Annotated in this window: 15 protein-coding genes; 9 read left to right on the forward strand and 6 right to left on the reverse strand. The window is 71.3% G+C overall.

The annotated features are described in order from the left end of the window. Nucleotides 1-69: 69 nt before the first annotated feature. The 3 genes from AC3EO4_RS50650 to AC3EO4_RS50660 all read right to left on the reverse strand — a co-directional run bounded on the left by AC3EO4_RS50650 (nucleotide 70) and on the right by AC3EO4_RS50660 (nucleotide 3,218). A complete protein-coding gene (locus tag AC3EO4_RS50650) occupies nucleotides 70-1,596 on the reverse strand; it encodes a tripartite tricarboxylate transporter permease (RefSeq protein WP_379576129.1) in 1,527 nt (508 codons plus the stop codon). Beyond that, nucleotides 1,597-2,058, reverse strand: a complete 462-nt coding sequence (locus tag AC3EO4_RS50655) for a tripartite tricarboxylate transporter TctB family protein (RefSeq protein ID WP_379576128.1) — start codon at nucleotides 2,056-2,058, stop codon at nucleotides 1,597-1,599. 191 nt (nucleotides 2,059-2,249) lie between these two features. Next, entirely contained in the window at nucleotides 2,250-3,218 is a 969-nt protein-coding gene (locus tag AC3EO4_RS50660; RefSeq protein ID WP_379576127.1) for a Bug family tripartite tricarboxylate transporter substrate binding protein, read from the reverse strand. 146 nt (nucleotides 3,219-3,364) lie between these two features. Here AC3EO4_RS50660 and AC3EO4_RS50665 point away from each other — a divergent pair, with 146 nt between their 5' ends. The 3 genes from AC3EO4_RS50665 to AC3EO4_RS50675 all read left to right on the forward strand — a co-directional run bounded on the left by AC3EO4_RS50665 (nucleotide 3,365) and on the right by AC3EO4_RS50675 (nucleotide 7,623). Further along, nucleotides 3,365-4,897, forward strand: coding sequence for an ATP-binding protein (locus tag AC3EO4_RS50665; protein WP_379576126.1), 1,533 nt, complete (start codon nucleotides 3,365-3,367; stop codon nucleotides 4,895-4,897). Beyond that, nucleotides 4,894-5,547 carry a response regulator gene (locus AC3EO4_RS50670; RefSeq protein ID WP_379576125.1) on the forward strand — a complete coding sequence of 218 codons (654 nt, stop codon included), beginning with the start codon at nucleotides 4,894-4,896 and terminating at the stop codon, nucleotides 5,545-5,547. Before AC3EO4_RS50665 ends, AC3EO4_RS50670 begins: the two co-directional genes overlap by 4 nt. Nucleotides 5,548-5,622: 75 nt before the next feature. Beyond that, nucleotides 5,623-7,623, forward strand: coding sequence for a VanW family protein (locus AC3EO4_RS50675; protein ID WP_431903232.1), 2,001 nt, complete (start codon nucleotides 5,623-5,625; stop codon nucleotides 7,621-7,623). Between the two features lie 27 nt (nucleotides 7,624-7,650). Here AC3EO4_RS50675 and AC3EO4_RS50680 read toward each other — a convergent pair whose 3' ends face one another. Then, on the reverse strand, nucleotides 7,651-8,715 hold the full coding sequence (locus tag AC3EO4_RS50680) for a PQQ-dependent sugar dehydrogenase (protein WP_431903234.1): 1,065 nt from the start codon (nucleotides 8,713-8,715) through the stop codon (nucleotides 7,651-7,653). A 38-nt stretch (nucleotides 8,716-8,753) separates the two neighbouring features. Between AC3EO4_RS50680 and AC3EO4_RS50685 the strand changes: the two genes are divergently transcribed. The 5 genes from AC3EO4_RS50685 (at nucleotide 8,754) to ilvC (ending at nucleotide 16,054) form a co-directional block, all read left to right on the forward strand. Next, nucleotides 8,754-9,662: a 2-hydroxyacid dehydrogenase gene (locus AC3EO4_RS50685; protein ID WP_379576122.1), complete on the forward strand. Its 909-nt coding sequence runs from the start codon at nucleotides 8,754-8,756 to the stop codon at nucleotides 9,660-9,662. A 271-nt stretch (nucleotides 9,663-9,933) separates the two neighbouring features. Beyond that, nucleotides 9,934-12,579, forward strand: a complete 2,646-nt coding sequence (locus AC3EO4_RS50690; protein WP_431903282.1) for a putative bifunctional diguanylate cyclase/phosphodiesterase — start codon at nucleotides 9,934-9,936, stop codon at nucleotides 12,577-12,579. A gap of 206 nt (nucleotides 12,580-12,785) precedes the next feature. Continuing rightward, nucleotides 12,786-14,525, forward strand: coding sequence for an acetolactate synthase large subunit (locus AC3EO4_RS50695; RefSeq protein ID WP_431903236.1), 1,740 nt, complete (start codon nucleotides 12,786-12,788; stop codon nucleotides 14,523-14,525). Next, complete coding sequence (gene ilvN / locus AC3EO4_RS50700; RefSeq protein WP_354909714.1) at nucleotides 14,518-15,042, forward strand: acetolactate synthase small subunit; 525 nt, start codon at nucleotides 14,518-14,520, stop codon at nucleotides 15,040-15,042. Before AC3EO4_RS50695 ends, ilvN begins: the two co-directional genes overlap by 8 nt. 22 nt (nucleotides 15,043-15,064) lie before the next feature. Further along, nucleotides 15,065-16,054 (forward strand): ketol-acid reductoisomerase, encoded by a 990-nt coding sequence (ilvC, locus tag AC3EO4_RS50705; RefSeq protein ID WP_379576330.1) that lies wholly within the window; start codon nucleotides 15,065-15,067, stop codon nucleotides 16,052-16,054. A 118-nt stretch (nucleotides 16,055-16,172) separates the two neighbouring features. Here the strand turns inward: ilvC and AC3EO4_RS50710 are convergent, their stop codons facing one another. Together AC3EO4_RS50710 and AC3EO4_RS50715 are read right to left on the reverse strand one after the other, a co-directional pair. Then, a complete protein-coding gene (locus tag AC3EO4_RS50710) occupies nucleotides 16,173-17,801 on the reverse strand; it encodes an MFS transporter (RefSeq protein ID WP_431903239.1) in 1,629 nt (542 codons plus the stop codon). 1 nt (nucleotide 17,802) lies between these two features. Continuing rightward, nucleotides 17,803-18,552, reverse strand: coding sequence for an SDR family oxidoreductase (locus tag AC3EO4_RS50715; protein WP_379576119.1), 750 nt, complete (start codon nucleotides 18,550-18,552; stop codon nucleotides 17,803-17,805). A 93-nt stretch (nucleotides 18,553-18,645) separates the two neighbouring features. Here AC3EO4_RS50715 and AC3EO4_RS50720 point away from each other — a divergent pair, with 93 nt between their 5' ends. Beyond that, nucleotides 18,646-22,071: an AfsR/SARP family transcriptional regulator gene (locus AC3EO4_RS50720; RefSeq protein WP_431903241.1), complete on the forward strand. Its 3,426-nt coding sequence runs from the start codon at nucleotides 18,646-18,648 to the stop codon at nucleotides 22,069-22,071. Nucleotides 22,072-22,085 lie beyond the last annotated feature (14 nt).

The raw sequence follows: 22,085 nt of genomic DNA on the forward strand, positions 1-22,085 counted from the left end.
GACGGGCCGGCGGGGCCTCGACGCTCATGTCCCAAGAGCCACCTGGGTGATGCCCAGGAAGCCCGCGGCTCACTCCATCTGAGACCCAGGTGTGATGACCGCGCCGGGATGGCGCCGCGCCCACAGCCGCCTGAACAGGGGCGTCAGGAGGGCCAGCGCGGCCAGACCCAGCAGGACGGCCGCGATCGGGCTTCTGACCAGCGCGGTCACGTCGCCCGCGCTGATGGCCAGCGCCCTGCGCAGCTGCTTCTCCGCCATCGGACCGAGGATCATGCCGATCACCGCGGGGGCGACCGGCAGCCCGAAGCGGCGCATGGCGTAGCCGAGAAGGCCGAGCACGAACAGCACCACGAGGTCGACGGCCGACGAGTTCAGCGCGTAGACGCCCAGGGCCGCGAACAGCACGATGCCCGAGTAGAGGTAGGGGCGCGGGATGCGCAGCACGCGGGCCCACAGGGGGGCCAGCGGCAGGTTCAGCACCAGCAGCATCGCGTTGCCGATGAACAGCGAGGCGATCATGCCCCACACCAGGGCCGGGTTGTGGTCGAACAGTTGCGGGCCAGGCTGCAGGCCGTACTGCTGGAAGGCGGCCAGCAGGATCGCCGCCGTCGCCGACGTGGGCAGGCCGAGCGTGAGCAGCGGGACGAGCGTGCCCGCCGCCGAGGCGTTGTTGGCCGCCTCGGGTCCTGCGACGCCCTCGATCGCGCCCTTGCCGTACTCCTCCTTGGCCACGCCGCGGGCCAGCTTCTTCTCCGCGGCGTAGGACAGGAACGTCGGGATCTCCGCGCCGCCGCCCGGCAGCGCGCCGAACGGGAAGCCGAGCGCGGTGCCGCGCAGCCACGGCTTCCAGGAGCGGCCCCAGTCCGAGCGGCCCATCCACGCGCGGCCCACGGGAACCACCTCGGGGCTGGCGTGCCGCAGCCTGGAGGCGACGTACAGCGCCTCGCCCAGCGCGAACAGGCCGACGGCGACGATCACCACGTCGATGCCGTCGAGCAACTGCGGGATGCCGAGGGTGAGGCGGGCCTGCCCGGTCTGCTCGTCGATGCCGACCAGTCCGATGACCAGCCCGAGACCGAGCGAGGCCAGGCCGCGCACCATCGAGCGCGACAGCACCGAGGAGACCGCGGTGAAGGCCAGCACGGCGAGGGCGAAGTAGTCCTCGGGACCGAAGGAGATCGCGAAGTCGACCACCGCGGGAGCGGCGACGACGAGCAGGGCCGTGGCGATCGTGCCCGCCACGAACGAGCCGATGGCGGCAGTGGCCAGCGCCTGCGCGGCCCTGCCCCGCCTGGCCATCTTGTTGCCCTCCAGCGCGGTGATCATGGAGGACGACTCGCCTGGCGTGTTGAGCAGGATGGACGTGGTGGACCCGCCGTACATGCCGCCGTAGTAGATGCCGGCGAACATGATGAACGCGCTGGCCGGGGGCACGGTGAAGGTGATCGGCAGCAGGAGCGCGACCGTCATGGCGGGGCCGATGCCGGGCAGGACACCGACGAGCGTGCCGAGGGTGACGCCGACGAGCGCGTACAGCAGGTTGACCGGGGTGAGGGCGGTGGCGAAGCCCTCCAGGAGAAGCTGGAGCGAATCCACTCACATCACCCCCTGGAGCAGGCCGTCAGGGAGGGTGACGCCCAGGCCCCTGACGAAGGCCAGATAGGAGACGACGCCCAGGACGACGGCGATGATCGCGGTCTTGACCTTGCTCTCGGCACCCAGGGCGACGGAGAGGCCGAAGAACAGCAGCGAAGCGGAGATGACCCAGCCGAGGGTGGTGAGGACGGCGGTGAAGGCCAGGAAGATGCCGCTGACCAGTCCGACGCTCTTCCAGTCGGCGGGGGCGTCGGCGTCGATGTCCTCGCTCTCCTCGGGATCGCCCCGGCCGCCGCGCAGGACGTCGAGGGTGTAGAAGGCGCCGATGACGATCAGGGCGCCGCCGACGAGGATGGGGAAGAACCTGGGGCCCAGACCGAGGGCGGAGCTGGCGGCGGTGACATCGAGGGTGCCGACGATGACGAACACGCCGAGGACGAGGACGACGAGGGACAACCCCATCTCCGGGCGCCACCATCCGTGCCTCTTGCCGTGGTCCTCTCCCCGGTCACCGGCTGGGGGCGGCCCGGCAGAGGCGCCGCCGCCGGCGGGCGGGGGGCTCGGGACCCCGGTACGGCCTGCCGTACCGGGATCCGGGTGCGCGGGGACGGCGCCACGGGGGGTGGCGCCGTCCTGCTCGTGCGGGGAGGACATCAGGAGACGAGCCCCATCTCGGCGATGACGGCCTTGACGCGGGTCTGCTCGGCGTTCAGGTAGTCGGCGAACTGCTGCCCGGTCTGGAAGGCGTCGATCCAGCCGTTCTTGGCCACCGCGTCCTTCCACGCCTGCGAGTCGTGCATCTTGGTCACCAGGTCGGTGAGCGCCTTCTTGTCGGCGTCGCTCAGTCCCGCGGGCGCGACGAACCCTCGCCAGTTGGCCAGCTCGACGTCGAGGCCGCCCTCCTTCAGCGTGGGCGCGTCGACGGAGTCGATGCGGCTGGGCGCGGAGACGGCCAGCGCGCGCAGCTTGCCGGACTTCACGTGCTCGGCGAACTCGCCGACGCCGGACACACCGATCGTGACCTTGCCGCCGAGCAGCGCGTTGAGCGCCTCGCCGCCGCCCGAGTGGGCGATGTAGTTGACCTGCTTGGGGTCGACTCCGCCCGCCTTGGCCATCAGGCCCGCCAGGATGTGGTCGGTGCCGCCCGCCGAGCCGCCCGCGACGGACACCTTCGCGGGGTCGGCCTTCCACGCGGCCACCAGGTCGGCCAGCGTCTTCAGCGGCGAGTCAGCGGGCACGACGACGATCTCGTACTCCTCGGTCAGCTTGGCGATCGGCGTGGTCTCGGCCAGCGTGACCTTGGACTTGTTCTGCTCGATCGCGCCGACCATGACCAGGCCCATGGTCATGAGCAGGTTGCCGTCGCCCTTCTCGCCCGCGAGCTGGGCCAGGCCGATCGTGCCTCCCGCGCCGGGCACGTTGAAGACCTCGGTCTTGCGCTGGGGGTCGACGGACTTGATCGCCTGCTCGGCCGTACGGGAGGTCTGGTCCCAGCCGCCGCCGACGGCGGCGGGCGCCATGATGCGCAGTGTGCCGGTGCCGCCGCCCCCGCCCTGCTGGCCGCAGCCGGTGAGGGCCGCGACGGAGAGGGCGGCGATGGTGGCGAGTATGCGGAGTCGCATGATCACTCCAAAACGGGGGGTGTCACAATCTCGAATACTGGATGGTGAAACGGACATCCCCTCTCGTCGACCCTTTACGCGGTTGCCGTCGTAAAGGTCATATTGGTCGCGACCCGTGCGTGACCTGCTGGTGCTTCCATGGCCCTGTGAGACTCGGCACGCAACTCTTCGTGCTGCAGATGGTGATCGTCGTGCTCGCCGTCAGCGGCACGGCTGTCGTATGGGCTCAGCACACCCGGCGGCAGCTCGACTCGCAGTACCAGCAGCGGGCGCTGGCGATCGCCGAAGCGGTGGCGGGGATGCCGCAGGTGCGCGAGGCCTTCGCCGCGCAGGATCCCTCCACGCTCCTGCAGCCGATCGCGGCCGGCGTCCAGCTGGAGACCGGCGCCGACTACGTCGTGATCGCCAACAGGGAGCAGAGACGCTACGCCCACCCGAACACCGCGCTCATCGGCAAGCGGCTGTCCACGGACGGCTCGACCGTCCTGAAGACGGGCGAGAAGTGGGTCGGCGTGGAGACGGGGACGATCGGCACCACGGTGCGCGGCAAGGCCCCGATCTTCGACGAGTACGGCACGATCATCGGGCTCGCCTCGGTCGGGGTGCTCGTGGAGAAGGTGGACGCGCAGGTCGCCTCGGTGCTGGCGCCGCTGCTGTGGACGGGGCTCGCCGTCCTGGTGGCGGGCTCGGCTCTGGCGGCGCTCATCGCCCGCAGGGTCCGCAGGCAGATCTTCGGCCTCGAACCCGCCGAGATCGCCAAGCTCCTGGAGCAGCGCGAGGGTGTGCTGCACGGGGTGAAGGAAGGCGTGCTCGCGCTCGACATGAAGGGCAGGGTGACGCTGGTCAACGACGCCGCCCGCGAGCTGCTCGGCGAGGTGGGCGGCGACCTGACCGACATGCCGGTCTCCGAGCGCATGCGCGACGTGCTCGGTGGCGCGGACCCGGGCGAGGACAAGATCGTGCTGCACGGCGAGCGGGTGCTGGTCCTCAACCGCACTCCCGTGTCCGTGCGCGGCCAGCAGCGCGGCTGGGTGATCACCCTGCGCGACAGGACCGAGCTCGTACGGCTGGCCCAGGAGCTCGACTCGGCCAGCTCCACGACGGAGGCGCTGCGGGCCCAGGCCCACGAGTTCGCCAACCGCATGCACACCGTCGTGGGCCTGCTGGAGCTGGGCGAGCACGACGCGGCGATCAGCTTCATCACCAGGACCACGCGCAGTACCTACGCGACGGGCATCCGCGAGCGCGTCGCCGACCCCACGCTGGCCGCGCTGCTGCTGGCCAAGTCGGCGGAGGCGGCCGAACGCGGCGCCACGCTCGTGCTGGCCGACGACACCCGCGTGCCGAAGGGCGCGATCGACGATCCTCAGGACGCCGTGCTCGTCGTCGGCAACCTGGTGGCCAACGCGCTCGACGCGCTCGACGGCGCGCCGGGGACGATCGAGGTCGCCGTCGTGGCCACGGGGGAGGGGCTACGGGTGCGGGTCGGCGACTCGGGCCCCGGCATCACCCCTGACCTGGTGGAAGAGGTCTTCAGGGAAGGGTTCACGACCAAGGCGGCGCACTCCGGCCCCCGCGGGCTCGGCCTCGCACTGACGCGGCAGGCGTGCATGCGCAGGGGCGGCTGGGTGCGCGTCCACAACTCGGGAGGCGCCGTGTTCACGGCGTTGCTGCCATGACCGTGAGGGTGCTCGTCGTCGACGACGACTTCATGGTGGCCCGCATCCACAGCGGTTACGTGGCGAAGCTGCAGGGCTTCGAGGTCGTCGGCACCGCCCACACCGGTGCCGCGGCGCTGGACGCGGTGGCCGAGCATCATCCCGACCTGGTTCTGCTGGACATCTACCTGCCCGACATGTCTGGTCTGGAAGTGCTGAACAGGCTGCGTGGCGTCGACGTTCTCATGATCAGCGCGGCCCGCGACCTGCCGACGGTCAGAGCGGCGATGCGCGGCGGCGCGGTCAGCTATCTGATCAAGCCCTTCACCTCGGCCGCGCTGGCCGAGCGGCTCTCCAGCTACGCCGACACACGCAAGCAGCTCACCTCCATCGGCCCCGAGGTCAGGCAGGACGACATCGACCGTCTGTTCGGCGTCACGAGGGCGCCCCTGCCCAAGGGCCTGTCCTCGGCGACCTGCGCACTCGTCGCCGACGCGCTGCGCGAGGCCGGGGGCGATCTTTCGGCCAGCGAGGCCGCCACGCTGACCGGGTTGTCGCGGGTCAGCGCGCGCCGCTACCTGGAATACCTTTGCGCGGCGGGCAAGGCGGAGCTGCGCCCCAGGTACGGCACGACAGGCCGCCCGGAGCATCGCTACCGCTGGATGTCCTGATTCAAGGTACATATCGCATCACCTGTGCCTTAGTGTTTCCTGAGGAAAGGCAGCGGATTGGGAGGAGCTTGAGGCGTGGCGAACGCCCGACCGATGGACCCACCGACCGACCCGTTCGCCTCGGTGCCCACCCCCAAACCGGGGAAAGGCAGGAAGCCGCGCGTCGGTGGGCTGCCTCCCGGCGTCTCGCCCGACATCTACGGCCCCACAGGCCGGCAGGACCAACGGCCCGTCGGGCCCACCGCCCTGCCTCCCGTCGCCCCGCCGCCGCAGCCGTGGCCGATGGCCGAGGGCCAGCAGGACTACGAGCCCGCGCCTCCGCCGCCGCCCGTGTTCGGCCTGCAGGAACGCCGCTCCTTCGCCGAGCCCCCGCCGCCGCCCGCTCCGCCCAGGCGCGGACGCCTGCTGCCCGCGATCGCCGTCGTGATCGCGGTGCTGCTCGTCCTGGCGTACGTGGTGCCTGCGGTGATCATGTCGGACTCGGTGCTGCCCGGCACCAGGGTGGACGGCGTCGACATCGGCGGGTTGACCGTGACCGAGGCCGCCGACAGGCTCCGTGACGAGCTGGCGCCGAAGATCGAGCGGCCCCTCCAGGTCGAGGTGAACGGCCGCAAGGAGACCGTCGAGTCCGACGAGGCAGGCGTCGAGCTCAACGTCGTCGGCACGATCGAGCAGGCGCCGAGCGGCTTCCCCAGCCCCATCGAGGTGTGGCGGGCGCTGACCGGCACCACGACGATCGAGCCGAAGGTCACCATCGAGTCCGCCCAGCTCGCCAGGACGGTCGAAGGGCTGGCCGCGAAATACGACCAGAAGGCGCGCGAGGGCAGGGTCGCCTTCAAGGGACTCCAACCCGTCACCGTCGCCCCGCGCGAGGGGCGCGTCCTGGACCAGGCGGCCGCGGCCAAGCTGATCAGTGAGGCCTTCCTCGGCTCGCACGGGACCGTGACCCTGCCCGTCAAGATCGACGAGCCCACGACCAAGCCCGCCGCGGTCAAGGCCGCCGCCGCCACCGCGACCAGCGCGCTGTCCGGGCCGATCACCCTGACCAGGGACGGCAAGCAGGCGCAGATCCCCGTCGCCGCCATCGCCGCCAACCTCACCTTCGTCTCCGACGGCGAAGGCGGGCTCGAACCCCGCTTCGACGCGCGTCAGGCGATCGCCGGGATCGAGGGTCAGCTGATCGACGCCGCCCAGGCGCCACGCGATGCCACCTACGACGTCGTCGACGGCAGGCTCAAGCTCGTCTCCGCGCGCAAGGGCAAGGGCGTCGACGACAAGAAACTGGCCGTCGACGTGGCCGAGGCGCTCAAGACGGGCGGCAGCCGTACCATCCCGGTGGATCTGGCGGTCGTCGCGCCACGCATGACCGACAGCGAACTGCGCGGGATGGGCATCAAGGAGAAGGTCGGCTCCTTCACCACCCAGCACCCCTGCTGCGCGGCGCGCGTGACCAACATCCAGCTGATGGCCAGGACCCTCGACGGCTACATCGTCAAGCCGGGGGAGACGTTCTCCATCAACGGCATCGTCGGCGAGCGGACCACGGCCAAGGGCTACGTGCCCGCGGGACAGATCGTCGCGGGCAAGATGGAGGACGGCGTCGGCGGCGGCGTCTCACAGTTCGCCACCACGATGTACAACGCGGCCTACTTCGGCGGGTTCGAGGACGTCGAGCACATGGCGCACATGTACTGGATCTCCAGGTACCCGCCAGGGCGGGAGGCGACGGTCTTCTGGCCGACCGTGGACCTGAAGTGGAAGAACGACTCCCCGTACGGCGTGCTGGTGAAGACCTCCTACACGGGCACCTCGATCACGGTCACGCTCTGGAGCACCAAGCGGTACGACAAGGTCGAGTCGGTCACCTCGCCGAAGCGGAACCACGTCGCCTTCACGCGGAAGGAGGACGACAGCCCCGGCTGCAAGCCGCAGGAGGCGCACGACGGGTTCACGATCGACGTGACGCGAGTGATCACCAAGGACGGGGTCGAGGTCAAGCGGGAGAGGAAGACCACCACCTACCGCATGGGCCCGCAGGTCACCTGCGTGAAGCCGGCGACCGACGACCTGGAGTAGCGGCCGGGGCCGTGCTCACCTGCGGCCTCAGCTCAGCGGCACCGACAGGATCCTGTCGTCGCCGTCGCGGGGGTCGCCCCTGCCGTCGTGATTGCTCGTGCCCACCCACAGGCTGCCGTCGGGCGCCGCGGTGACGGCCCGCAGCCTGCCGTACGTGCCGTCGAAGCGGGCCACGGGCTTGCCGGCCGAGCCGTCCGCGCCCAGCGGCACCTGCCACAGCCGCCTGCCCTGCAGCGCGCCGACCCACAGCGAGCCCTTCGCGTAGGCCATGCCCGAAGGGGAGGCCTCCGAGGTGCTCCAGGTGACGATCGGATCGATGAAGTCGGGGTCGGAGCCGACGCCCTCCACCTCGGGCCAGCCGTAGTTGCCGCCCGGCTTGATCAGGTTGACCTCGTCGTAGGAACTGGAGCCGAACTCCGAGGCGTACAGCCGCCCTGCCGGGTCCCACGCCAGGCCCTGCACGTTGCGGTGCCCGTAGCTGTAGACCAGGGTGCCGAACGGGTTGCCCGGTGCAGGCGTGCCGTCCACGGTCATCCGCAGGATCTTGCCGCCGAGCGAGTCGCGGTCCTGGGCCAGCGGCCTGTCGCCGGTCTCGCCCGTGGTCGCGTACAGGAAGCCGTCGGGTCCGAACGCGAGCCGTCCTCCGTCGTGGATGCCGCCCTTCGGGATGCCCTTCACGATCACCTTGGCGTCCGAGAGCCGGTCATCGGCGAGGCGGTAGCGGACGATCCTGTTGTCCGCCGCCGCGGTGTAGTACAGGAAGACCTGCTCGCCCTTCACCGCCACGCCCATGAGCCCGCCCTCCCCGTCGGGCTCGGCCCCCGCGATCCTGCCCAGCGAGGTGACCAGGCCCGTGGACGTCACGCGCAGCAGCCTGGCGCGGTCCCGCTCGGTGACCAGCGCGTCGCCGCCGTCCAGGAACGCGATCGACCACGGCACCCGCAGCCCCTCCGCGACCGTCCTGGGCTCGCCGGGCGTCGCCGACGGCTTCGCCGTACCGGCCGGGCGCACACCGCTCCCGACCTCCGCCGGCGCCGCGGCGCACCCCGCGGCCAGTGTCGCGGCGATCATGATCGTAAAGATGGACCTCATGTGCCCCATACTCGCCTCTTCCCCATAAAGTTCCGCGTATGAAGATCTGGGTGCCGTCCGAGGCCGCCGCTGAAGTGCTCGCCGACCTGCCCGATGTGGAGTGCGTCGTCTTCGACGGCCGCGGCCCGGCCCCCAAGGGGGCCGAGGAGGCCGAGGTGTGGATCCCGCCGCTGATCCCCGTGCAGGACACGCCCGAACTCATGGCGCGGATGAAAAGGCTGCGGCTGGTGCAGACCGTGACGGCGGGCGTGGAGCCCTACCGGCCGCACCTGCCCCAAGGGGTCACGCTGTGCAACGCGCGCGGCGTGCACGACGCGGGCACCGCCGAGTGGGCGGTCGGCGCGATGATCGCGGTGCTGAGGGACTTCCCCGCCTTCGTGGACGCGCAGCGCAGGGGCGAGTGGGCCTACCACTACACCGACGTGCTGGCCGACGCCCGTGTGCTGATCGTCGGGTACGGATCCATCGGCGCGGCGCTCGAACGCAGGCTCGACGGGTTCGAGGTCGAGGTGGTGAGGGTGGCCAGGACGGCCCGCGAGGGCGTCCACCCCATGGAGGAACTGGACACGCTCCTTCCCGACGCCGACGTCGTGGTGCTGCTCGTGCCCGCGACCGCCCACACGGCCGGCATGGTCGACGCCGGATTCCTCGCGCGCATGAAGGACGGGGCGCTGCTCGTCAACGCCGCAAGGGGCGCGGTGGTCGACACCGACGCCCTGGTCGCCGAGCTCGTCTCCGGGCGGCTGCGGGCCGCCCTCGACGTCACCGACCCCGAGCCGCTGCCCGGCGGGCACCCGCTCTGGAACGCGCCAGGGGTGTTCATCACACCGCACGTGGCGGGCAGCACGCCCGCCTCGACACGCCGCGTGCTGCGCCTGATCCGCTCCCAGCTGCTGCGATACCTCGCGGGCGAGCCGCTGAAGAACGTCATCACCGAGTCGTACTGACGGTGTCGTACTGACAAAGGGATTCCCGAACGTGTCTGCCCCGTGACCTTCGGTGCGTACGGTGGGCGACATCGACGATTCCACGACAGCTATCCATGACCCGTTGTCAAGGCGATCTTCGGAGCAAAGTGGTCCTCATGGTTATCAGATCGGTGACGACTCCCCGGTTGTCGTCCCCCGCGCACCCGGAAGAGCACACACTGGCGATGTGCGACTGCCGAACTCCGGCAGTCACGTGAGCTGACTTGACACGGGATGGGCAACGACATTGATCCGCTGGCGTGATCCACGGGCGCCGCTCGCCGGCGCGGCCGCGACGGGTGTGGTGGGGTTGGCCGCCGCCCTTCTCGCGGGCGCACCGGCCCTGGCGACCGCCGCGGTCGCCGGAGGGCTGGCCGCGCTGCTGGCGGCCGTCTCGCTGCTGGTCGCCTCCGTGCGGATGGCGCCCCAGCACCGGCCCGCCGCGCGCTGGCTCGGCTCGGCCTCGGTGGTCTGGCTCTTCGGTGTGGCGCTGCGCCCCGTCGCGGCGGGCTCCATCCTGGCGGTCAACTTCTCCGACCTGCTCGTCCTCGTCGCCACCGTGCTGTTCGCCGGGGGGTGCGTGCTGGCCGCGGGACGGCCCATGCACGCCCGTGTCGTGCTGAGACAGGTGACCGACGCCTATCTGTGCGCGGCCGCCCTCTTCCTGATCAGCTGGGTGATCGCGCTCAAGCCGCTCTACGTCGAGGTGGGCGTCTCCTCGACGTTCATGATCACGCTGTTGCCCGCGCTGGTCAGCCTGCTGGTGACCTGCGCCGTGGGGCCCGTGGTCGTCACCGCGCGGTCGCCGCTGTGGCCGCTCGGCCTCGCGGGCCTGGCCGTCCTCGCCACCGCGACGATCGGCGAGCTCTCCGGCGCGGTCGCCAGGCTCGGCGGTGTCGACCCGCCCAGGTGGAGCCTCCTGCTCGCGCCCGTCGCCTTCCTGCTGCTGGCGGCACTGCCCTGGAGCGGCAGGTCGTCGAGGATCATCGACGCGGGCGGCGAGGAGTCGAAGGCGCCCACCGGCCAGGTCGCCGCCACCCTGATCGCGGCCGTGCCGCTGTGCCTGGTCGTGATCGCCGCCGGCGCGATGCTGCTCAACCTGAAAGGCCCGCCCGTCACGGGCGTCGCCCTGGTCGCCGCCTCCGTGGTGGTGATCCTCGTCGTCCGCGTGTTCGTGCTGATCACCACCACCGCCCGCATGCGCCACCTGGTCGCGCTCGGCGACCGCCAACTGCGCGAGCTGGCCGAGAGCACCGGCGACGTGGTCCTGCTGTGCGACTACGAAGGCGTCGTCCGCGAGATGGGCGCGGGCGTCGAGGTGACCTACGGCTACCGCCCCGAGGACCTGGTCGGCGGGTCGATCTTCGACTACATCCACCCCGAGGACGTGCCGGGCATCCAGCTGGCGCTGCGCCAGATGGGCCTGGACGAGGACCCGGTGGCGCCCGGCGCCTGCCTGATCGCCTGCAGGGTGCGGGCGGCCGACGGCACGTGGCGGCCCACCGAGTCCGTGGCCACCCGCCACGTGCACGGCGAGGAACTGCTGCTGGTCACCACCCGCGACGTGAGCGACGAGGAGGCGCTGCGCAACCAGGTCGCCCACCTGACCTTCCACGACGGCGTCACGGGCCTGCCCAACCGCTCCTACTTCGAGGAGCGCACGCGGGAGGTCCTGGAGGGCAGACAGGCGGGGCGCACCGCGGTGATCTTCCTCGACCTCGACGGGTTCACCTCGGTCAACGACTCGGTGGGCCACGCCAGCGGCGACTACCTCCTCGGGCAGGCCGCGCGTCGCCTTCGCGGCGCCGTACGGCCCGACGACACGCTGGCGCGCTGGGGCGGCGACGAGTTCGCCGTGCTGGTGGAGACGGGCCCCGAGGCCGCGCAGGTCGCGGTCGACGTGGCCGAGCGGCTCGTCAGGGCGGTCTCGCAGGACCCGTTCAGGGTGGCCGACCGCGACGTCGCGCTGACCGCGAGCGTGGGCGTGGCCTTCGCCGAGGACGGCGTGCCCGCGGGCGACCTGATCCGCAACGCCGACGTGGCGATGGCACGAGCCAAGGAGCTCGGCGGGCGCAGGGTCGAGGTGTTCGCCGCGCACATGCACGCCGATGTGGTGCGCAGGCTCGAGCTGGCCGCCGACCTGCACCGGGCGCTGGTGGAGGAGCAGTTCGCGATCGAGTACCAGCCGGTCGTCGACCTTGCCACCTCGCGGGTGACCGCGGTCGAGGCGCTGGTGCGGTGGTGGCGGGGGTCGGTGTTCGTGCCGCCTGAGCAGTTCCTCGGCCCTGCCGAGGACACCGGGCTCATCGTGCCGCTGAGCGAGTGGATCCTGCGCGAGGCCTGCCGCGAGGTGGCCACGTGGCGGGCGTCGTCGTGGGACATCGGGCTGTCGCTCAACCTGTCGGCCAGACAGATCACGGCGCCGCGCTTCGTCGAGACCATCTCCGAGGCGCTGCAGGAGAGCGGCCTGCCCGCCTCCGCGCTCACCCTCGAGGTGATCGAGGAGATGCTGGTCGAGGACGCCGAGGAGACGATCAGCAGGTTGTCGGAGCTGCGCGCCCTCGGCGTGCGGCTGGCCATCGACGACTTCGGCACCGGCTACGCCTCGCTCGCGTTCCTGCGCCAGCTGCCCGTCGACATGATCAAGATCGACCCCTCGTTCGTCTCGGGTCTCGGCCGTGACGAGACGCTGACGCTGCTCACCCGCACGATCGTCAGGCTCGGCCACGACCTCGGGCTGATCGTCGTGGCCGAGGGCATCGAGCGGCCCGAGCAGCTGGAACTGTTGAGGGAGATGGGCTGCACCCGCGGTCAGGGCTATCTCGTGGCCAGGCCCATGGCGGCGCGCGGCGTCGACTCGCTCATGCGCACCAACCTCACCAGTCTCGGATCGTGAGACTCGTGTTCCACCAAATTGACACAGCCGCCCTAGGAGCGGCTATGGTGTGTCTCATGCTTCGCAGTGAGATTCTCGTAGTACTTCGCCGGCGCGCAGGCCGTTAGCGAAGCACTTCGACCTGCGCGCCGCCCCAGCCCCGCACCTCCGTGCGGGCGGGGCATTTTTTATGTCCTCAGTGCTCAACGCCACGCAAGGAACGAGCGATGACCGAACGGATGACAGGTGCACAAGCCCTCGTGAGGGCGCTGGAGCACGTTGGAGTCGACACCGTGTTCGGGATCCCTGGCGGCGCGATTCTCCCCGCCTACGATCCTCTCTACGACTCGACCAAGGTCCGTCACGTGCTTGTAAGGCACGAGCAGGGCGCCGGCCACGCGGCCGAGGGCTACGCCCAGGCCACGGGCAAGGTCGGGGTGTGCATGGCGACCAGCGGTCCCGGCGCCACGAACCTGGTGACGCCCATCGCCGACGCCTACATGGACTCGGTGCCCATGGTGGCCATCACCGGCCAGGTGGCCAGCAGCATGATCGGCACGGACGCCTTCCAGGAGGCGGACATCTCCGGCATCACCATGCCGATCACCAAGCACAGCTTCCTGGTCACCGACGCGTCCGACATCCCGCGCACGATCATGGAAGCGTTCCACATCGCCTCCACGGGCCGCCCTGGCCCCGTCCTCGTCGACATCGCCAAGGACGCGTTGCAGGCCGACACGACCTTCGTCTGGCCGCCCGTCATGCAGCTGCCCGGCTACCGGCCGGTCACCAGGCCGCACTCCAAGCAGATCCGCGAGGCGGCCAAGCTCATCGCCGAGTCCAAGCGGCCCGTCCTCTACGTCGGCGGCGGCGTCCACAAGGCGCGCGCGTCGGCCGAGCTGCTGCGCCTGGCCGAGCTGACCGGCATTCCCGTCGTCACCACGCTGATGGCGCGCGGCACCTTCCCCGACAGCCACCCGCAGCACATGGGCATGCCCGGCATGCACGGCAGCGTCTCGGCGGTCGGCGCGCTCCAGCAGTCCGACCTGATCATCGGCTTGGGCGTGCGGTTCGACGACCGCGTCACGGGACAGCTGTCCACCTTCGCGCCCCACGCCAAGGTCGTCCACGCCGACATCGACCCCGCGGAGATCTCCAAGAACCGCCACGCGGACGTGCCGATCGTCGGCGACTGCCGCGAGGTCATCACCGAGATGATCGGCGCCGTCGAGGCCGAGGGACGCAAGGGCGACTACACCGAGTGGTGGAAGACGCTCAACGGCTACAAGGAGACCTACCCGCTCGGCTACGAGGAGTTCGCCGACGGCTCGCTGGCTCCGCAGTACGTCATGGAGCGGCTGAGCGCGATCTCGGGCCCGGAGACCTACTTCGTCGCCGGCGTCGGACAGCACCAGATGTGGGCCGCGCAGTTCATCGACTACGAGAACCCGGGCAGGTTCATCAACTCGGGCGGCCTCGGCACGATGGGCTTCGCCGTCCCCGCCGCGATGGGCGCCAAGATGGGCAGGCCTGGCGCGACCGTGTGGGCGATCGACGGCGACGGCTGCTTCCAGATGACCAACCAGGAGCTGGCGACCTGCGCGATCGAGGGCGTGCCCGTCAAGATCGCGATCATCAACAACGGTAACCTCGGCATGGTCAGGCAGTGGCAGACGCTGTTCTACGACCAGCGCTACTCCAACACCGACCTGCAGGCGAAACTCCGGATCCCCGACTTCGTCAAGCTGGCCGAGGCCTATGGTTGTGTGGGCCTGCGTTGCGAGCGGCCCGAAGACGTCGACTCCGTCATCAAGGAGGCCATGGAGATCAACGACCGCCCTGTGGTCGTCGACTTCGTGGTCCACCAGGACGCCATGGTGTGGCCGATGGTCGCCGCCGGCACGAGCAACGACGACATCAAGATCGCGCGGGACATGGCGCCGACGTGGGAGAGCGAAGATGAGTAGGCACACTCTGTCCGTGCTCGTGGAGAACAAGCCGGGCGTCCTGGCCCGCGTGTCCTCCCTGTTCAGCAGGCGCGGCTTCAACATCGACTCGCTGGCGGTCGGGCCGACCGAGCACTCCGACATCTCGCGCATGACGATCGTGGTCAGCGTCGAGGAGCTCCCGCTGGAGCAGGTCACCAAGCAGCTCAACAAGCTCGTGAACATCCTCAAGATCGTCGAGCTCGACAGCTCCCAGTCGGTGCAGCGCGAGCTCATGCTGATCAAGGTGAAGGCGGACGCCGAGACCAGGTCGCACGTCCTCGAACTGGTCCAGCTGTTCAGGGCCCGCTGCGTCGACGTCGCGTCCGACGCGGTGACCATCGAGGTCACCGGCACCCCGGACAAGCTCGAGGCCTTCATCAAGGTGCTGGAGCCGTTCGGCATCAAGGAACTTGTCCAGTCGGGCATGGTGGCCATCGGCCGCGGCGCCCGTTCCATCACCGACCGGTCCCTCAGGGCACTGGACCGTACCGCCTGAAAGGTATATGCACGTGACCGAGATCTTCTATGACGACCAGGCCGACCTGTCGATCATCCAGGGGCGGGTCGTGGCCGTCATCGGATACGGCAGCCAGGGCCACGCCCACGCCCTCTCCCTGCGTGACTCCGGTGTGGACGTCCGCGTGGGCCTGCCCGAGACCTCCAAGAGCAGGGACCTGGCCGCGGCCGAGGGCCTGCGCGTGGTCACCCCCGCCGAGGCGGCCGCCGAGGCCGACCTCATCATGATCCTCGCGCCCGACCACCTTCAGCGCGGCATCTACGAGAACGACATCAAGCCGAACCTGCAGGAGGGCGACGCGCTCTTCTTCGGCCACGGCCTCAACATCCGCTACGGCCTCATCGAGGCGCCCGAGGGCGTCGACGTCGCCATGGTCGCCCCCAAGGGCCCCGGCCACCTCGTCCGCCGCCAGTACCAGGCGGGACGCGGCGTGCCGTGCCTCGTCGCGGTCGAGAAGGACGCCTCCGGCAAGGCCTTCGACCTGGCCCTGTCCTACGCCAAGGGCATCGGCGGCACCCGCGCGGGCGCCCTCAAGACGACCTTCACCGAGGAGACCGAGACCGACCTGTTCGGCGAGCAGGCCGTCCTCTGCGGTGGCGTGTCCGAGCTAATCAAGGCGGGCTTCGAGACGCTGATCGAGGCCGGGTACCAGCCCGAGGTCGCCTACTTCGAGTGCCTCCACGAGATGAAGCTGATCGTGGACCTCATGTACGAGGGCGGCATCTCCAAGATGTACTGGTCGGTGTCCGACACCGCCGAGTACGGCGGCTACACGCGCGGCCCGCGCGTGGTCACCGAGGAGACCAAGAAGGAGATGAAGCGCATCCTGGCCGAGGTTCAGGACGGCACCTTCGCGCGCCAGCTGGTCGAGGAGTTCGAGGGCGGGCAGAAGGAGTTCACGCGCTACCGCGAGGAGCTGGCCGAGCACCCGATCGAGAAGACCGGCGCCAAGCTGCGGCCGATGATGAGCTGGCTCAAGGCCGAGGGCTGATCCGCGTCCGGGCGTCCCTTCCCGGGGCGCCCGGCCACCGGCGCGTGGCGCCGACCAGGTGCGGCCCACTGCCCGGTCATCGGTAGGCGGCGCCGACCAGGTCCACGCCACCGCCCGGTCATCGGTGGGCGGCGCCGACCAGGTCCGCGCCGCTCTCCCTTCTTTCGTCTTGACGGCAAGCCGGCTCCGGCACCTCCGCGGTCACCGGCGGGCCTCCGTCCAGGGGACGCTCCTCGGGAGCGTGTGGCCGCTCGCCGTCACGGACCGCGGCGCCCGTCTCCACCAGTCGCCAGATCAGCACCGAGGCCCCCAGCGCCGCCACCACCAGCACCGCGAGTCCCGCCCTGGCCGCGTCCGTCCAGCCGGCGGCGTCGAGCCCGCCGAAGAACACCGCGCCGACCACGGTGACGCCGAGGACGCCGCCCACCTCCTGCACGGTTCCCAGCACGCCGGCCGCCGCGCCCGCGTGCGCCTGCCGTACCGAGGACAGGGTCATCGACAGCAGCGGTGACATCACCAGACCCATCCCCGCCCCGGCCGTGAAGAGCCCGGGGAGCAGCGCGGCCAGCGGGCCGCCGGCCGCCTGGAAGTTCCACAGCAGCCCCGCGGTGAGTGCGAGCGCGCCCGCCACGGGAAGCCTTCGGCCCGTCCGGGAGCCGGTGCCGCGCCTGGTGACGAGCGAGGCGGCGAAGAATCCGGCGTTGACCGCCGTGAACACCGCGCCCGAGGCCACCGGGGCCAGCCCTCTGCCGTCCTGAAGGTAGAGGGCCAGCAGGAACGACAGGCCCGACGAGGTCCCGAACAGGAGCGCCACGGCGGCCAGCCCCAGCACGAACCCGCGGTTCCTGAACACGCCCAGATCGAGCAGGGGATCGTCGAGGCGCCTCTGCCTGGCGACGAACGCGGCCATCAGGGGGAGCGCGGCGGCCAGGCAGGCCCATGACCAGGCGGGCCATCCGGCTTCCCTGCCGTGCGCGAGCGGGAAGACGACAGCCACCAGGCCTGTGGCGATCATGGCCGCGCCCACCAGGTCGAGCCTGCGGCGAACCGGCTCGCGGGCCGCGCGCGCCGGGCCTCCCGAGAGGTCGGCGAGCCTCCCGGCCGCCTTGGGGCCTGCTTCGTGCGGTGCGCGGGGTCGCGTGCCGGCGCTTTCGAGGGCAGGGCTGCCCGGGCCGGGGAGAGGGCCGGGGAGGAGGCGGTGGGCGCAGGCGAGGGCGAGGACGCCGATCGGGACGTTGATCAGGAAGCACGTGCGCCACCCCAGCCCTGCCAGGTCCGTCGCGACCAGCGTGCCGCCGATGACCTGACCGCCGACGCCCGCGAGGCCGACGGCCGTGCCGTACCAGCCGAAGGCCTTCGCCCCGTCGGCGCCCTGGTAGAGCGCCCTCATCAGCGTCAGCACCTGCGGTGCCATCAGGGCCGCCGCGCAGCCCTGCAGGATCCGCGCCGACACCAGGAACGCCGGGCCCTGCGCCGCCCCGCACGCGGCCGAGGCCAGCGTGAACAGGGCGAGGCCCGTGAGGAAGACCCGGCGCGCGCCGTGGATGTCGCCGAGCCGTCCCGCGATGATCACACCGGCCGCGTAGGCCAGGCCGTAGCCCGCGATCACCAGCTGGGTCGCTGACTCGCCCGCGCCGAGGTCGGCGCGGATGGCGGGCAGCGCGACGTTGGCGATGAAGAAGTCGAGCGTGGTGACGAACGCGGCGACGAGCAGGATGGGCAGCGCCCTCCAACGGCTGCTGGTCATGTCAGGCCATGACCTGGCCGAGGCCGCCGTCGGCGTGCAGGACGGTGCCGGTGGTGAAGGTGGCGTCGAAGGCGAGATACATCACGGCCGCCGCGATCTCCTCGGGCGAGGCGTGCCTGCTCATCGGCGTGAGGTCCTCGCCGAGCCGCTGGTTGGCCGCCTTCTCCTCCTCGGTCATCGTCGCGAAGCCCATGCTGGGGGTCTGGGTGAAGCCGGGACTGATGACGTTCACGCGGATGCCGCGCGGGAGGAACTCGGCGGCGAACGACTTGGCGAACCCTCTGACGGCGGTCACCGTCCCGGTGGCGACGCTGGTGTCCGCGTAGCCGAGGCCGTCGAGGACCGCGGTGGTGAACACGAACGAGCCGCCCTTGCTCACCAGGGGCAGCAGGCGCTGCGTGGTGAAGAACGCGCCCTTGGTCTTGATCGCGAACATCTTGTCGTAGGCGGCCTCGGTGACCCCCTCGATGGGGCCCGTCTCGGCGTATCCGACGTTGACGAAGACGAAGTCGACCCGGCCGAGCGTGCTCTCGACGTAGCGGCCGAGGGCCTCGATGTCGGCCATGCTGCCGGCGTCCGAGCGCAGGACGTGCGCCCTGCCGGAGGCGAGCTCGCTCCTCGCGGCCTCGACGTTCTTCTCGTTGTTGCCGGTGAGCACCACCTCGGCGCCTTCGGCCAGGAGCGCCTTCACCACGGCGAGGCCGATGCCGTGGGTGCCGCCGGTGACCACTGCTCGCTTGCTGGGATTCATGGAGATGAGCCTGGAGAGGGGCAGTTATGAGTGGCTTATGGCGATCCCGTAGCCGTTCCGAAATCGTCGGTGGCCTTTGTTAGCTTGAGCGACATGCGATTCGGGGTGCTCGGCCCGCTGGCGGTCTGGTCGACGGAGGGGCGTGCGCTGCGCATACCCGAGGCGAAGGTCCGCGCGCTGCTGGCAGACCTGCTCGCGCACGCCGGGCGGCCGGTCTCCGCCGACCGCCTGATCGAGGACCTGTGGGGGGACAGCCCGCCGGGCAAGCCGGCGGCGGCGCTGCGGGTCAAGGTGTCCCAGCTGCGCAGGGTGCTGGAGGAGGCGGAGCAGGACGGCAGGCAGCGGCTTGCCTTCGCCCCCGCCGGCTACGCGCTGCGGGTGGAGCCGGGTGCGCTCGACGCCGACCGGTTCGAGACGCTCGCCGAGCGGGCCCACGCCAGCGACGACCCGGCCACCAAGGTGGCGCTGCTGGCCGACGCGCTGGCGTTGTGGCGGGGCGAGCCGTTCGCCGACGTCGCGGACGAGGCGTTCGTCGGGCCGGCACGGGCCCGCCTGGCCGAGCGGCGCCTGGTGGCGATCGAGGAGCAGGCCGAGGCGAGGCTCGCGCTCGGCGAACACGCCCTGCTCGCTGCCGAGCTCGCCGACCTGGTGGGCGAGCATCCGCTCCGCGAGCGGCTGCGGGCCGTCCACCTGCGCGCCCTCTACCGCGCGGGCAGGCAGAGCGAGGCGCTCGACAGCTATGCCCGCCTGCGCGCCCTGCTGGCCGAGGAGCTCGGCCTCGATCCGGGGCCCGAACTGGTGGCGCTCCACCAGGCGATCCTGGAACAGGATCCCGCGCTCGACGCCGCGCCCACCACGCGCACCAACCTGCCCGTGCCCATGACCGGCCTGATCGGCAGGGAGAGCGCGACGGCCGAGGTGCGTTCGCTGGTCGAAGCCCACAGGCTCGTCACGCTGACCGGCCCAGGAGGGGTCGGCAAGACCCGGCTCGCGCTGGAGGTGGCGGCGCGGCTCGAAGGAGCGCATCCCGACGGGGTCTGGCTGGTCGAGCTGGGCGCTCGGCCCGCCACCGTCGGCGTCGTCGACGCCATCGCCGCGGTGATGGGCGTCCGCGACGACAGGGCCGCGGGCAAGCGTGGCGCCGACGCGACCGAGCGGCTCGTCGACGTACTGCGCGCCAAGCGCGCCCTGCTCGTGCTCGACAACTGCGAGCACGTCGTCGACCAGGTCGCCGCCGTGGCCGAGACGTTGCTGAGGTCGGCGCCCTCGCTTCGGATCCTGGCCACCAGCCAGGAGGCGCTGGCCATCGACGGCGAGCGGCTGTGGGCCGTGCGGCCACTCGACCTGCCCTCGGGCACGGGCGACCCGGCCGCCTCCAGCGCCGTGCGACTGTTCGCGGCACGGGCGGCCGCGGCCGCGCCGGGGTTCGCCCTCGACGAGCACAACGCGGAGGCGGTCGCGGCCGTCTGCCGCCGCCTCGACGGGCTGCCGCTCGCGCTGGAGCTCGCCGCCTCGCGCATGAGGGTGCTCAGCCCCGCCCAGCTCGCCGAGCGGCTCGACGACAGGTTCCGCCTGCTCGGGGCGGGCAGGCGCGACGCGCCCGCCAGGCAGCAGACGCTGCGCGCGATGATCGACTGGAGCTGGGAGCTGCTCACCGGGGCCGAGCGGGTCGTACTGCGCCGCCTGGCCGTCCACGCCGACGGCTGCACGCTTGAGGCGGCCGAGGCGGTGTGCTCGGGAGAGGGCGTGCGCCCCGCCGACGTGCTCGACCTGCTGGCCAGGCTCGTCGACCGCTCGTTGGTCGTCACCGTGTCAGGAGCGCAGGGAATCCGCTACCGCCTGCTGGAGTCGGTGGCCGCCTACTGCCTGGAGCGGATGGAGGAGGAGCGGGAGCTCGACTGTGTACGGCGTCGCCACGCCCGCCATTACCTCGCTCTCGCGGAGGGGAGCGAGCGGCGGGTGGAGGGGCAGGCGCGCCGGCTGGCGACACTCGACATCGAGAGCGCCAACCTCCGCACCGCGCTCGAGACCGCGGCGGAGCAGGGCTCGGCGGAGACCGCGCTGCGCCTGGCCAACGCGATGGCCAGGTACTTCCTGCTGCGCTGCCGCTTCGACGAGGGCCGCAGGGCGCTGGCTCTGGCGCTGTCCGTCAGAGACGAGCCGCAGCCGGCTCACGGTGTCCCGACCGGCGGTGTGCCGATCGGTGGTGTCTCGGCCGGAGGTGTGTCGACCGGTGGTGTTTCGGCCGGAGGTGTCTCGGTCGGTGGTGTGCCGATCGGGGGTGGGGCGATCCACGGTGGGCCGGGCGGGGGCGGGCCGGATGACGGCGGGTGGGCCGTTGACGGGCCGGTTTCGGGTGGGGCGGTTTCCAGTGGGGCGGGTCATGGCGGGACGATTCGTGGCTCGTCGGATCGGGGCGTTCTGAGCGAGGGGCACGCGGCGCTCAGGGCGCAGGCCGAGATCTGGGAGATGGGGCTGACGATGCGGCTGGGCATCGCCGTCGACGTCGGGCAGCGGGCCGAGTCCGCGCTCGCCGTACTCGAAGCGGCCGGAGACGTCGAGGCCCTGGCGAGGGCGCAGTGGTTCCTCGGGTTCACCACCTGGGGCCATGGCGACCTGGCCTGCAGCGAGAAGCTGGTCGGCAGGTCGCTGGAGACGTTCGAGACACTAGACGACCGGTGGGGCACGGCGGCCGCGCTGGCCGCCCGTGCGGTCCACGGCATGATCAGGGGCGATTTCGCCGCCGCCGAGCGGGACGGCAAGCGGAGCGCGGCACTGTTCGAGGAGCTCGACGACCACTGGGGCGTCCTGCAGGCGGTCGAGCCGCTGGCGATGCTCGCGGAGATCGGTGGCGACTACGACGGGGCGGCGGCGCTCCACTCCCAGGGTCTGGCGATGGCCGAGGAGCTGGAGTTGTGGTTCGAGGTGTCCAGGAGCATGTCGGGGCTTGGCCGTATCGCGTTGTTGAAGGGCGACTACGCCAGGGCCGACGACCTGCACGAGCGGGCAAGGCGGCTGGCGGCGACGCACGCGCACCCGTACGCCCAGCAGTTCGCCGAGGTCGGTCTCGCGCTGAGCGCCAGGCGGCAGGGCAGGCTCGACGCGGCGGAGAAGCACCTGCGCACCTGGCTCGACTGGATCACGAAGGTGGAGGGCGAGTCGGGGGCCGCCCTGCTGCTGGCCGAACTGGGGTTCATCGCCGAGCTGCGAGGTGATGCCGAGCTGGCCATGTCCCTCCACCGCGAGGGCCACGCCCACGCCGGCGCCACCTCCGACCCTCGGGCGATCGCGCTGGCGCTGGAGGGGATGGCGGGGGCGGCGTCGCTGGCGGGCGACCATCGGCAAGCGGCCAGGCTGCTCGGGTCGGCCGCGGCGGCGAGAGAATCGGTGGGCAGGCCGCTGCCCGCGGCCGAGCGGGGCGACGTCGAGCGGATCACGGCCCGGTGCGTCGAGGCGCTCGACGAGGAGAACTTCCTGGCCGAATTCAGGACGGGCGCCCGGGAACCGGCCGCGGTGTGAAGCCACGCCCGCAC

Source organism: Nonomuraea sp. bgisy101 (assembly GCF_057708945.1).